This window comes from Citrobacter sp. Cm038, assembly GCF_030333105.1.
GTDB classification, from domain to species: domain Bacteria; phylum Pseudomonadota; class Gammaproteobacteria; order Enterobacterales; family Enterobacteriaceae; genus Citrobacter; species Citrobacter murliniae.
The window spans coordinates 560,469-573,459 of sequence record NZ_JAOWGO010000016.1 but is presented as its reverse complement, the minus strand read 5'-3'; the positions used below and the strand labels follow the sequence as shown (position 1 = coordinate 573,459).

Annotated in this window: 13 protein-coding genes; 10 read left to right on the top strand and 3 right to left on the bottom strand. The window is 52.7% G+C overall.

Features of this window, described 5'->3' with window-relative positions; all coding sequences use genetic code 11:
- Positions 1 to 89 precede the first annotated feature (89 nt).
- Positions 90 to 1,589, bottom strand: a complete 1,500-nt coding sequence (locus OGY01_RS04950; RefSeq protein WP_286492541.1) for a FliC/FljB family flagellin — start codon at positions 1,587 to 1,589, stop codon at positions 90 to 92.
- A 255-nt stretch (positions 1,590 to 1,844) separates the two neighbouring features.
- On the opposite strand from OGY01_RS04950, the gene fliD reads away from it, so the two are divergent.
- From fliD to amyA, 4 genes are all read left to right on the top strand, one after another.
- Positions 1,845 to 3,248 (top strand): flagellar filament capping protein FliD, encoded by a 1,404-nt coding sequence (fliD, locus tag OGY01_RS04945; protein ID WP_045444303.1) that lies wholly within the window; start codon positions 1,845 to 1,847, stop codon positions 3,246 to 3,248.
- 15 nt (positions 3,249 to 3,263) lie between these two features.
- Positions 3,264 to 3,671, top strand: coding sequence for a flagellar export chaperone FliS (gene fliS / locus OGY01_RS04940; RefSeq protein ID WP_045444306.1), 408 nt, complete (start codon positions 3,264 to 3,266; stop codon positions 3,669 to 3,671).
- Positions 3,671 to 4,039, top strand: a complete 369-nt coding sequence (gene fliT, locus OGY01_RS04935) for a flagella biosynthesis regulatory protein FliT (RefSeq protein ID WP_045444309.1) — start codon at positions 3,671 to 3,673, stop codon at positions 4,037 to 4,039. The genes fliS and fliT overlap by 1 nt, the downstream gene beginning before the upstream one ends.
- 71 nt (positions 4,040 to 4,110) lie before the next feature.
- Complete coding sequence (gene amyA, locus OGY01_RS04930; protein ID WP_048221227.1) at positions 4,111 to 5,598, top strand: alpha-amylase; 1,488 nt, start codon at positions 4,111 to 4,113, stop codon at positions 5,596 to 5,598.
- A 39-nt stretch (positions 5,599 to 5,637) separates the two neighbouring features.
- On the opposite strand, the gene yedD is transcribed toward amyA, so the two are convergent.
- The gene (gene yedD / locus OGY01_RS04925) at positions 5,638 to 6,051 is read right to left on the bottom strand and encodes a lipoprotein YedD (RefSeq protein ID WP_045444315.1); all 414 of its coding nucleotides are present in this window, start codon (positions 6,049 to 6,051) and stop codon (positions 5,638 to 5,640) included.
- 185 nt (positions 6,052 to 6,236) lie between these two features.
- On the opposite strand from yedD, the gene yedE reads away from it, so the two are divergent.
- Entirely contained in the window at positions 6,237 to 7,442 is a 1,206-nt protein-coding gene (gene yedE / locus OGY01_RS04920; protein WP_048221225.1) for a selenium metabolism membrane protein YedE/FdhT, read from the top strand.
- Positions 7,439 to 7,672 (top strand): sulfurtransferase-like selenium metabolism protein YedF, encoded by a 234-nt coding sequence (gene yedF, locus OGY01_RS04915; RefSeq protein ID WP_000790504.1) that lies wholly within the window; start codon positions 7,439 to 7,441, stop codon positions 7,670 to 7,672. Before yedE ends, yedF begins: the two co-directional genes overlap by 4 nt.
- 44 nt (positions 7,673 to 7,716) lie before the next feature.
- Here the strand turns inward: yedF and fliE are convergent, their stop codons facing one another.
- Positions 7,717 to 8,031: a flagellar hook-basal body complex protein FliE gene (gene fliE / locus OGY01_RS04910; protein ID WP_045444321.1), complete on the bottom strand. Its 315-nt coding sequence runs from the start codon at positions 8,029 to 8,031 to the stop codon at positions 7,717 to 7,719.
- A gap of 216 nt (positions 8,032 to 8,247) precedes the next feature.
- Between fliE and fliF the strand changes: the two genes are divergently transcribed.
- Genes fliF through fliI form a run of 4 tightly spaced genes read left to right on the top strand, consistent with a single transcriptional unit; the run spans position 8,248 to position 12,985 of the window.
- The gene (gene fliF / locus OGY01_RS04905) at positions 8,248 to 9,927 is read left to right on the top strand and encodes a flagellar basal-body MS-ring/collar protein FliF (protein ID WP_045444324.1); all 1,680 of its coding nucleotides are present in this window, start codon (positions 8,248 to 8,250) and stop codon (positions 9,925 to 9,927) included.
- Positions 9,920 to 10,915 (top strand): flagellar motor switch protein FliG, encoded by a 996-nt coding sequence (gene fliG / locus OGY01_RS04900; protein WP_045444327.1) that lies wholly within the window; start codon positions 9,920 to 9,922, stop codon positions 10,913 to 10,915. Before fliF ends, fliG begins: the two co-directional genes overlap by 8 nt.
- A complete protein-coding gene (gene fliH / locus OGY01_RS04895) occupies positions 10,908 to 11,615 on the top strand; it encodes a flagellar assembly protein FliH (RefSeq protein ID WP_045444329.1) in 708 nt (235 codons plus the stop codon). The genes fliG and fliH overlap by 8 nt, the downstream gene beginning before the upstream one ends.
- Complete coding sequence (gene fliI, locus OGY01_RS04890; protein ID WP_045444331.1) at positions 11,615 to 12,985, top strand: flagellar protein export ATPase FliI; 1,371 nt, start codon at positions 11,615 to 11,617, stop codon at positions 12,983 to 12,985. The genes fliH and fliI overlap by 1 nt, the downstream gene beginning before the upstream one ends.
- Positions 12,986 to 12,991: the final 6 nt, after the last annotated feature.

Below are 12,991 nucleotides of genomic sequence, written 5' to 3'. Positions count from 1 at the left end.
GTGGGTGAAATGAGGGGTTATTTGGGGGTTACGGGTAAAGCTGAATGTAAAAAACCCCGCCGTAGCGGGGTTTGCGCGATAAGTGTAAATTAACGCAGCAGAGACAGAACGTTCTGCGTGGTCTGGTTAGCCTGAGCCAGAACAGAAGTACCTGCCTGTTGCAGAATGTTTGCACGAGACATGTTGGACACTTCGGTCGCGTAGTCAGCATCTTCGATACGGCTACGAGCTTCAGACAGGTTGTTTACGGTGTTACCCAGGTTGGTGATGGTAGAGTTGAAACGGTTCTGTACCGCACCCAGGTCGGAACGCAGGTCAGCAACCTGAGCCAGCGCCGCGTCGATTTTCGCCAGCGGGCTTTCGGTTTTCTTGGCAGCGACTTCGTTCAGCGCTGCACCTGATTTAAAATCGTGGCCTTTTACGCTGGACGCCAGATATTGTTTGCCATCCACGTTAGCTACTTCAGTTTTTCCGTTCACGCCGCCGAACTGTACAGCTGCTTTTTGACCCACGGCGTTAGAATCAGTGTAATCAACAGTTTTAGCCGTGATAGTTTTGGTTTTTTCATCAAAATCAGCAGCATAATACTTACCACCAACTTCAAGTGCATACCCACCATCAATTGCTTTGCCATTTTTATCTTCAAAAGACATTTTGACAAGAGTGGTGTTAGCGGCAGTTGCTCCTGCAACACCACCAGTAACCAGTGCGGCAGCGGCTGCAGTGGTGTCAACCTTCGCAGCGGCATCTACTTCCTGAACTTTAGTTGGCGCAGTTGTCTCAGCAAGAGTAATTGTAGTTTCTTTGCCTCCAGCGATTGTAACAACGCCACCAGCATCCACTGTAGCCTTATACAAACCATCGCCATTAGTACCACCTGTAGAACCAGTAATATTAACGTAATAGTTACCGTCTTTAAATCTAACAGTACCAGTACCACCATCACCAGCAGCTGTCCCTGCTGCCGCTTCAATAGCTGCTGCTGCAGGTTGTGTAATACCTTGTGCTCCATCCTTATAGGATGTAGTTGTTACTGCCGTACCAACCTGCTTGTAAGCTTCCTGCACGCTCAGGCTATCCAGACCCAGCGTTTTGGAGTTGATTTCTTTCAGGTTGATATCGATGGTTTCACCATCGTTTGCACCGACCTGGATGGTCAGGGTGTTGTCTTTCGCCAGTACTTTCACGCCGTTGAACTGGGTCTGACCGGATACGCGGTCGATTTCGTTCAGACGCTGAGTGATTTCAGCCTGGATGGAGTCGAGGTCAGACTGGGAGTTAGTACCAGTAGAAGACTGAACCGCCAGCTCACGAACACGCTGCAGGTTGTTGTTGATTTCAGACAGAGAACCTTCGGTGGTCTGCGCGATGGAGATACCATCGTTGGCGTTACGGGACGCCTGAGTCAGACCTTTGATGTTAGAGGTGAAGCGGTTAGCGATCGCCTGACCAGCAGCATCGTCTTTCGCGCTGTTGATACGCAGACCGGAAGACAGACGCTCGATAGCGGAGCTCAGGGAAGACTGAGATTTGTTCAGGTTATTCTGGGTCAACAGCGACAGGCTGTTTGTATTGATGACTTGTGCCATGATCTTTTCCTTATCAATTACAACTTGATGTTATTGGGCTGTTGCCCACGGTTTCTCACCGTAACCCATGTATCGGCACGTTAATTTCGAACTTTAGAAAATTTTCACTTTCCGCCCTCTTTTTTCTTAGCCCCTGAAATACCCTCTTTAATTGCCACTATTCTGCGCATTATTTTTGCAAAACTATTATTAAACTTTGCGCGCAGATTGCCGATAAAGCGCTTAACTACTGTTTGCAATCACAAGGAATTAGGCATGCCTTCATTTACATCACTGGGCGTTGGTTCGAACTTACCGCTGGATACATTGCTGACAAACTTAACGACGGCTGAGAAAAAGCGCTTAACGCCTATTACCCAGCAACAGAGCGCTAACACCTCGCGTCTTACCGCTTACGGCACGCTAAAAAGTGCATTAGAAAAATTTCAGACGGCGAATACCGCACTAAACAGCGCCGATCTGTTTAAAAGCACCACAGCCACCAGCAGCACAGAAGATTTAAAAGTCAGCACCAGCGCAGGTGCGGCTCCGGGTAAATATACCGTTAGCGTGACCCAACTGGCACAGGCGCAGTCGTTATCGACTACGTCAAAAATTACCTCTACCAAAGAACAGTTGGGCGATACCAGCGTTGATGAGCGCACTATTACGATCTCACAACCAGGCCGTAAAGAACCGCTGGAAATCAAGTTAGGCAAAGGCGAAACCTCTCTCGAAGATATCCGGGATGCCATTAACGATGCTGACAGTGGCATTTCTGCAAGCCTGGTAAAAGTGAAAGATGACGATTACCAGTTGGTATTAACCGCAGAGAGCGGCACCGAAAGCGAAATGACGATCTCGGTGTCGAATGATACGAAACTGAACGATTTACTGTCTTATGACAGCAAAGCCGGCAGCGGGAAGATGAAACAACTGGTCGGTGCGCAAAATGCACAGTTGACCGTCAACGGCATCGATATTGAACGTCAAAGCAATACCGTAACCGACGCACCGCAAGGCATCACGCTCCAACTGACTAAAGAAATCAAAGATGCTTCCATCACTGTCACAAAAAGTGATGAAAAGGCCACTGCCGCAATTAAGACCTGGGTGGATGCCTATAACTCGCTGGTCGATACCTTTGGCACGCTGACTAAATATAAAGAAGTTGAACCGGGTGAAGCAGCAAGTACGGATAACGGCGCACTGTTGGGTGACAGTGTTTTACGTACTATCCAAAACGGTATTCGTGCTCCATTTGCGAACAGTGGCAGCGAATCCCCGTTTAAAACCATGTCTGAGATTGGCATTACTCAGGACGGCGGCACCGGTAAGCTAAAAATTGATGAAGAGAAGCTGGCTAAGGCGCTGAAAGATAACACAGCAGCCACCCGCGAACTGCTGGTTGGCGATGGCAAAGAAACGGGGATTACCACCAAGATTGCCACTGAAGTAAAAAGCTATCTGGCTGATGACGGCATTATCGACAATGCGCAGGACAATATTAACGCCAATCTGAAACTGCTGACTAAGCAGTATCTGACTGTAAGTAATAGCATTGACGAAGTCGTGGCACGCTATAAAGCGCAGTTTACGCAACTGGACTCAATGATGAGCAAACTGAACAGCACCAGTACTTATCTGGGTCAACAATTTTCAGCGATGAATAATTCCTGATAACACGAGGTAAGCATGTATACCGCGAGCGGTACCAAAGCCTATGCACAGGTCAGTGTGGAGAGCGCCGTGATGAGCGCCAGTCCGCATCAGCTGATCGAAATGTTGTTTGATGGCGCGCACAGCGCCCTGGTGCGCGCTCGCCTGTTTATGCAGCAGGGTGATATCGTTGCCAAAGGTGAAGCATTGAGCAAGGCGATCAATATTATCGACAATGGCCTGAAGGCAGGCCTGGACCATGAAAAAGGTGGGGAGCTCGCAACCCATCTGTCATCACTTTATGACTATATGGTTCGTCGTTTGTTGCACGCAAATCTGAACAATGATTGCCAGGCCATTGAAGAAGTCGAAGCATTGCTCGGCAATATTGCGGAAGCCTGGAAACAGATCTCACCCAACGCGTCGTCCCAGGAGTCCCGTTAATGACCTCAGCCGTGGAGTTTATCAACCGTTGGCAGCGCATCGCGCTACTCAGTCACTCGCTGCTGGAACTGGCGCAGCGCGGTGAATGGGACCTTTTACTGGAACAGGAAGTTAGCTATCTGCAAAGTATTGAAGTGGTCATGGAAGAAAAAACTCCACCAGGCATTACGCGAAGCGTTCAGGATCTGGTTGCCGGGTATATTAAACAGACGCTGGATAACGAACAGTTACTCAAAGCATTGCTGCAACAGCGGCTGGATGAACTCAGCGGTCTGATCGGTCAGTCAACCCGTCAGAAGACGCTGAATAACGCCTATGGTCGTCTTTCTGGCATGCTGTTGGTTCCCGACGCTCCAACCACCCCATAATAATTTCCCGTCTCGCCTGAATAATCTTCCATACTCCAGAGGTCGGCCAATCGACTTCTGGAGCACGGAAGATGAAAAATCCCACGTTATTGCAGTACTTCCACTGGTATTACCCTGATGGTGGTCACCTGTGGTCCGAACTTGCCGCACGCGCTGGCGGACTCAATGATATCGGCATCAATATGGTATGGCTTCCGCCCGCCTATAAAGGCGCTTCAGGCGGGTATTCTGTCGGTTACGACTCTTACGATCTGTTTGATCTGGGCGAGTTCGATCAAAAAGGCACCATCGCCACTAAATACGGCGATAAAAACCAACTGCTGGCGGCAATAGATGCGCTGAAACACAACGATATTGCCGTCCTGCTGGACGTGGTGGTCAACCACAAAATGGGCGCGGATGAGAAAGAAGCAATCCGTGTCCAGCGCGTTAACGCCGAGGACCGCACGCAAATTGACGACGAGATCGTCGAATGTGAAGGCTGGACACGCTACACCTTCCCTGCCCGCGCGGGTCAGTATTCTCAATTCATCTGGGACTTTAAATGCTTCAGCGGCATCGATCACATCGAAAACCCGACCGAGGATGGCATTTTCAAAATCGTTAATGATTACACCGGTGAAGGCTGGAACGATCAGGTTGATGATGAATTAGGCAATTTTGACTATCTGATGGGCGAGAATATCGATTTCCGTAACCATGCCGTGACCGAAGAGCTCAAATACTGGGCACGTTGGGTGATGGATCAAACACATTGTGACGGCTTTCGCCTCGATGCGGTGAAGCACATTCCAGCCTGGTTTTATAAGGAGTGGATCGAACACGTGCAAGAGGTTGCGCCAAAGCCGCTGTTTATTGTCGCTGAATACTGGTCTCACGAAGTGGACAAACTACAAACCTATATCAACCAGGTGGAGGGGAAAACCATGCTTTTCGATGCCCCTTTGCAAATGAAGTTTCATGAAGCGTCCCGTCAGGGCCGCGATTATGATATGAGCCAGATATTCACCGACACGCTGGTTGAGGCCGACCCATTCCATGCGGTGACGTTAGTCGCCAATCACGATACCCAGCCGTTACAGGCGCTGGAAGCCCCCGTAGAGCCCTGGTTTAAACCGTTGGCCTACGCGCTGATCCTGTTGCGAGAAAATGGTGTACCGTCGGTTTTCTATCCCGATTTATACGGCGCGCACTACGAAGATACCGGAGGCGATGGCGAAACCTATCCTATCGACATGCCAATCATTGAACAGCTTGATGAGCTAATCCTGGCCCGCCAGCGCTTCGCCCATGGCATACAAACGTTGTATTTTGATCACCCCAACTGTATTGCTTTTAGCCGGAGCGGCACAGACGACGATCCGGGCTGTGTGGTAGTGCTGTCCAACGGTGATGACGGTGAAAAGACCATCGCGCTCGGCGTGAATTACGCCAATAAAACCTGGCGTGACTATCTGGGCAATCGAGAAGAAAGTGTGGTGACAGACGAAAATGGCGAGGCGACGTTTTTCTGCAATGGCGGCAGCGTTAGCGTATGGGTGATTGAAGAGGTGTTGTAATGCACAACCCCGGTGGCGCGGGCTACCGGGGCACAAAGCTTATGGCAGCGGTGTAGCCAGTGGCGTTTTCTTTAACACCTCAGCACACTCCTGCGTTGGGCGATCAACTCGTTGCAGCGTCATGCCGTCGTATTCCAGCGTATTGCCTTCGCGGTCAATTTCATACAGCTCGCGCTTCGCCGTCACGTTGGTGAGATCGCCGGAGATCATTGTCAATTTCCCCGGAACGGCAATCACCCGCTGCCACTGGCGACAATCCAGCGTATCCCCCTCTTTAGTGACCACCAGACTGGCGATGGCTTCCGGACTCACCAGCGCACGCTGCGGACCTTTTGACTGCCAGTACCCTTCCAGACCGGCGGGGGCTGGCGTTTTCACCACGTCGTTATAATTTTCTACCTCGGCGCATCCGGCAAGGGCCAGCAACGCACCAATGATTGCTAATTTTTTCATCATTCATCCTGCATGCGAAGAAAGTGGGATTGTGGCATTAAACCCCTGATGTCGCCAGCCTTTCGGGTGTGCGGATAAATATTGATCCAGGCAATAATACTTCTTATTACTAATAGTCAAAAATTCTGAACGGTGTAGTATCCACAACTCTTGTTAAATACCTTCTGAGTTCAGAGGCAAAACGCATGTCATGGCAACACTTCAAACAGGCCTGGTTAATTAAATTTTGGGCCCCTGCCCCTGCGGTCATCGCGGCGGGTATTCTCTCCACTTACTATTTCGGCATTACGGGTACCTTCTGGGCCGTTACCGGTGAATTCACCCGCTGGGGTGGTCAAATCCTGCAACTGTTTGGCATTCACGCCGAAGAGTGGGGATACTACAAACTGATCCACCTCGAAGGCTCTCCGCTGACCCGCATCGACGGGATGATGATCCTCGGTATGTTCGGTGGCTGCTTTGCCGCCGCGCTGTGGGCCAACAACGTTAAATTACGCATGCCTCGTAGCCGGGTACGTATTATGCAGGCGATTATCGGTGGGATGATTGCCGGTTTCGGCGCACGTCTGGCCATGGGTTGTAACCTTGCTGCGTTTTTCACTGGTATTCCGCAGTTCTCATTGCATGCCTGGTTCTTCGCACTGGCTACGGCGATTGGTTCATGGTTCGGCGCGCGCTTTACCCTGTTACCAATGTTTCGTATTCCGGTCAAAATGCAGAAAGTGTCCGCGGCATCACCGTTAACGCAAAAACCAGAGCAGGCTCGTCGCCGCTTTCGCCTTGGTATGCTGGTGTTTATCGGCATGATCGGTTGGGCGCTGCTGACGGCAATGGATAAACCCAAGCTCGGGCTTGCCATGCTGTTCGGTGTTGGTTTTGGCCTGCTGATTGAACGGGCGCAAATCTGTTTCACCTCGGCCTTCCGCGATCTGTGGATTTCCGGGCGCACCCATATGGCAAAAGCGATCATCTTCGGGATGGCGGTCAGCGCCATCGGTATTTTCAGCTATGTACAACTGGGCGTCGAGCCGAAGATCATGTGGGCAGGTCCCAACGCAGTGATCGGTGGCTTACTGTTTGGCTTTGGGATCGTGCTGGCTGGCGGCTGTGAAACTGGCTGGATGTACCGAGCAGTTGAGGGTCAGGTGCACTACTGGTGGGTCGGTCTGGGTAACGTTATCGGCTCTACCATTCTGGCGTACTACTGGGATGACTTTGCTCCTGCACTTGCCACCAGTTGGGATAAAGTGAATCTGCTTAATACCTTTGGTCCACTCGGTGGCCTGCTGGTGACTTATCTGCTGTTGTTTGCCGCGCTGATGCTGATCATTGGCTGGGAAAAACGCTTCTTCCGCCGTGCCGGGCTGACGCCGGCTAAGGAATCCGCATGAAAAATATCGTCCCTGATTACCGCCTCGACATGGTTGGTGAACCATGCCCATACCCGGCCGTTGCAACGCTGGAGGCGATGCCACAGTTGAAGAAAGGTGAAATTCTGGAAGTGGTGAGCGATTGCCCGCAGTCGATTAACAATATCCCACTGGATGCCCGTAATCACGGATATACAGTTCTGGATATTCAGCAGGATGGCCCAACGATTCGCTATCTGATTCAGAAGTAGATAGACACTCCCGTTGCGTCGTGCAGCGGGAGATTTTCAGCTCACTACACCTGCATGCTCATCACTTCCTGGTACGCCGATACCAGTTTGTTTCGCACCTGAATGCCCATTTGCATTGAGACCGACGCTTTTTGCATATCGGTCATCACATCATTCAACGCAATACCGGGTTCGCCCAGAGTAAATTTTTCTGCCTGCACGCGAGAGGCAGTTTGCACATCGCTGATTCGGTCTAACGCCGCATGCAGCTGACCGGCAAAGCTCACGGTTGGCTGTGGCTGCATATCCTGCATTTTCGCTGACGTCGCCGTGGCCTGTAGCTGGCTGATGACCCCTTCAATCCCCTGTATTGCCGACATACTGATCCCCTGGATGTTTTTTTACTTAGCAGAGATTACCAGCTCGTCAATAAGATAAAGGCGCTAAATAACGATAAAAAACCTCGGTTTTTGGCGCATAGAAAAATGAGAAACCGCAAATAATGAGACCGTCAATTTTTCGAGTTTGCTGACCCGGGAGTGAGTCTTGTTCCACTTTGCAAAAAACGCCGTCCACGATAATCCACGAGGTGCGAGATGAGTGCGACAGCATCGACTGCAACCCAACTTAAACCTCTCGAGTGGTTAAATCGCCTGCGCGCGAATCCCAGAATTCCTCTGATTGTGGCGGGTGCTGCCGCCGTCGCTATTATTGTGGCGATGGTCCTGTGGGCCAAAGCGCCTGATTACCGCACACTGTTCAGCAACCTTTCCGATCAGGACGGCGGCGCAATCGTCACCCAACTGACGCAGATGAACGTTCCCTATCGTTTCACCGAGGGAAGCGGCGCTATTGAAGTCCCTGCTGATAAAGTCCATGAACTGCGTTTGCGCCTGGCGCAGCAAGGCCTGCCGAAAGGTGGCGCGGTGGGCTTTGAGCTGCTGGATCAGGAAAAATTTGGCATCAGCCAGTTTAGCGAGCAAGTGAACTACCAGCGTGCGCTGGAAGGCGAGCTGGCCCGTACCATTGAAACTTTGGGACCGGTCAAACGCGCCCGTGTTCACCTGGCGATGCCAAAACCTTCGCTGTTCGTACGTGAGCAAAAATCACCTTCTGCCTCTGTCACCGTGAATCTTGAACCGGGACGGGCGCTTGATGAAGGTCAAATTAGCGCGGTAACACACCTGGTTTCCAGTGCCGTCGCGGGTTTGCCGCCTGGCAACGTCACGCTGGTCGATCAGGCGGGTCATCTGTTAACCCAGTCGAATACCAGCAGCCGCGATCTGAACGATGCGCAGTTGAAATATGCCAGCGATGTTGAAAGTCGTGTTCAGCGTCGCATTGAATCGATCCTGTCCCCTATCGTCGGTAACGGTAACGTCCACGCGCAGGTTACCGCACAGCTGGATTTTGCCAGCAAAGAGCAAACCGAAGAGCAGTACAGTCCGAACGGCGATGAGTCGCAGGCGGTACTGCGTTCACGTCAGTTGAACGTCAGCGAGCAGATAGGTAGTGGGTATCCTGGCGGAGTTCCAGGAGCGTTGTCTAATCAGCCAGCCCCGGCTAATACCGCACCAATCGCTACGCCACCGGCTAATCAGCAAAATGCACAGAATGCACAAACGACGCAGACGGCCAATAACGCCAACACTAGCCCGCGTAATACCCAGCGCAATGAGACCAGCAACTACGAAGTCGACCGTACCATTCGCCACACCAAGATGAATGTGGGCGATGTGCAACGCCTCTCCGTAGCGGTCGTGGTCAACTATAAAACGTTGCCGGATGGCAAGCCCCTGCCGTTAACCGCTGATCAGATGAAACAAATTGAGGACCTGACCCGCGAAGCTATGGGCTTCTCCGATAAACGCGGCGATACCCTCAACGTGGTGAATTCACCCTTCACGGCGACAGACGAAACAGGCGGAGAATTACCGTTCTGGCAGCAGCAGTCCTTTATTGAACAGCTGATGGTTGCCGGACGTTGGTTACTGGTTCTGCTGGTTGCCTGGATCCTGTGGCGTAAAGCAGTACGTCCGCAACTCCTGCGTCGCAGCGAAGAGGCGAAAGCCGCGAACGAGCAGACGCGAGTCCGTCAGGAAACCGAAGAAGCGGTAGAAGTTCGTCTCAGCAAAGATGAGCAGACCCAGCAACGTCGTACGAATCAGCGTCTGGGTGCAGAAGTCATGAGCCAGCGTATTCGCGAAATGTCAGATAACGATCCGCGCGTCGTGGCGCTGGTCATCCGCCAGTGGATAAATAACGAACATGAGTAATCTTAGCGGCACCGATAAAAGCGTCATTTTACTGATGACCATTGGCGAAGATCGCGCGGCTGAGGTGTTTAAGCACCTTTCCACGCGTGAAGTTCAGGCACTCAGTACGGCGATGGCCAATGTCCGGCAGATCTCCAATAAACAATTGACGGATGTACTGGCCGAGTTTGAGCAAGAAGCAGAACAGTTCGCGGCGCTGAACATCAACGCTAACGAATACCTGCGTTCTGTCCTGGTGAAAGCGCTGGGCGAAGAACGTGCCTCCAGCCTGCTGGAAGATATTCTGGAAACTCGCGATACCACCAGCGGCATTGAAACGCTCAACTTTATGGAGCCACAAAGCGCCGCCGACCTTATCCGCGACGAACACCCGCAGATCATTGCCACTATTCTGGTACACCTCAAACGTGGTCAGGCTGCCGATATTCTGGCGCTGTTTGACGAGCGTTTACGCCACGATGTGATGCTGCGTATTGCCACCTTCGGCGGCGTGCAACCTGCCGCACTGGCTGAGCTGACCGAAGTACTGAACGGCCTGCTCGACGGTCAGAACCTCAAACGCAGCAAAATGGGCGGCGTGAGAACAGCAGCAGAAATTATCAACCTGATGAAAACACAACAGGAAGAAGCAGTTATTACCGCCGTACGCGAATTCGACGGCGAGCTGGCGCAGAAAATTATCGACGAGATGTTCCTGTTCGAAAACCTGGTGGATGTCGACGATCGCAGCATCCAGCGTCTGCTGCAGGAAGTGGATTCCGAATCGCTGTTGATCGCCCTGAAAGGTGCCGAACAGCCGCTGCGCGAGAAGTTCCTGCGCAATATGTCGCAGCGTGCCGCCGATATCCTGCGCGACGACCTCGCCAACCGCGGTCCGGTACGTTTGTCTCAGGTGGAAAACGAACAGAAAGCCATTCTGCTTATTGTGCGTCGCCTGGCAGAAACCGGCGAAATGGTGATCGGCAGCGGCGAGGATACCTATGTCTAACGAACTGCCATGGAAAGTCTGGACACCGGACGATCTCGCACCGCCAATGGCGGAGTTTGTACTGGCCGAACACAGCGATGATCCGCTGTCCGAAGAGGCAGAAGAGCCACAGCTATCTGCTGAGCAGCAGCTTGAACAACAGCTGGCGCAGATGCAGCTCCAGGCCCATGAGCAGGGGTATAACGCCGGTCTGGCTGAAGGTCGACAGAAAGGACATGAGCAGGGTTATCAGGATGGTTTAGCACAGGGTCTGGAACAAGGTCAGAACCAGGCCCGCGCTCAGCATGCGCCGATTCATGCCCGCATGCAGCAACTGGTGAGCGAGTTTCAAAATACGCTGGATGCGCTGGACAGCGTGATCGCCTCACGCCTGATGCAGATGGCGCTGGAGGCAGCACGTCAGGTTATTGGTCAGACACCGATTGTCGATAACGCCGCGCTGATTAAACAAATCCAGCAGTTGTTACAACAAGAGCCGCTGTTCAGCGGTAAGCCGCAGTTACGCGTACACCCGGACGATCTCCAGCGTGTAGAAGAGATGCTGGGCGCGACCCTTAGCCTGCACGGTTGGCGGCTACGCGGCGACCCTACTTTGCACCATGGCGGGTGCAAAGTGTCGGCCGACGAAGGCGATCTTGACGCCAGCGTTGCTACACGCTGGCAAGAACTTTGCCGCCTGGCAGCACCAGGAGTCGTGTAATGACAACGCGCCTGACTCGCTGGCTCAATACGCTGGATAACTTCGAAGAGAAAATGTCGCTGCTACCGTCTGTGCGTCGCTACGGACGCCTGACCCGTGCAACGGGGCTGGTACTGGAGGCTACAGGCTTACAACTGCCGCTGGGCGCAACCTGCGTCATTGAGCGTCAGGAAGGTACTGAAACTCAGGAAGTTGAAAGCGAGGTAGTGGGCTTTAACGGCCAACGGCTGTTTCTGATGCCGCTCGAAGAAGTTGAAGGCGTTCTGCCCGGTGCACGCGTTTACGCGAAAAACATTGCAGGTGAAGGACTGCAAAGCGGAAAACAATTGCCGCTTGGCCCGGCCCTGTTGGGGCGTGTTCTCGACGGCAGCGGTAAACCGCTCGATGGCCTGCCTGCTCCCGATACTACGGAAACCGGTGCGTTAATCACGCCACCGTTTAACCCGCTGCAACGTACCGCGATTGAACACGTGCTGGATACCGGAGTGCGCCCCATCAATGCGCTGTTAACCGTTGGACGAGGTCAGCGTATGGGGCTTTTCGCCGGTTCCGGCGTCGGTAAAAGTGTCCTGCTCGGCATGATGGCACGTTACACCCAGGCCGATGTTATCGTCGTTGGCCTGATAGGCGAACGTGGTCGCGAAGTTAAAGACTTTATCGAAAATATTCTCGGGGCTGACGGTCGCGCACGCTCCGTGGTGATTGCCGCTCCGGCGGATGTGTCCCCGCTGTTGCGTATGCAGGGTGCCGCTTATGCCACACGCATTGCCGAAGATTTTCGCGATCGCGGTCAGCACGTGCTGCTGATTATGGATTCCCTCACCCGCTACGCGATGGCGCAGCGTGAGATTGCTCTGGCTATCGGCGAACCGCCCGCGACCAAAGGCTATCCGCCATCGGTGTTTGCGAAATTGCCCGCGCTGGTGGAACGTGCCGGGAACGGTATTCACGGCGGCGGTTCAGTTACCGCATTTTATACCGTACTGACCGAGGGCGATGACCAGCAGGATCCGATAGCCGACTCCGCCCGTGCGATCCTTGACGGACACATTGTCCTGTCTCGTCATCTGGCTGAAGCTGGCCACTATCCGGCAATAGATATCGAGGCGTCAATCAGCCGCGCAATGACCGCGCTCATTAGTGAAAAACACTATGCGCGGGTGCGTAACTTTAAACAGCTACTGTCCAGTTTCCAGCGTAACCGCGATTTAGTCAGCGTGGGCGCGTATGCCAAAGGCAGCGATCCGATGCTGGATAAAGCCATCGCCTTGTGGCCGCAACTGGAAGCATTTTTACAGCAAGGCATCTTTGAACGAGCCGACTGGGAAGACTCCCTGCAGGCTTTGGATCTGATTTTCCCTGGGGTGTGATAAAGC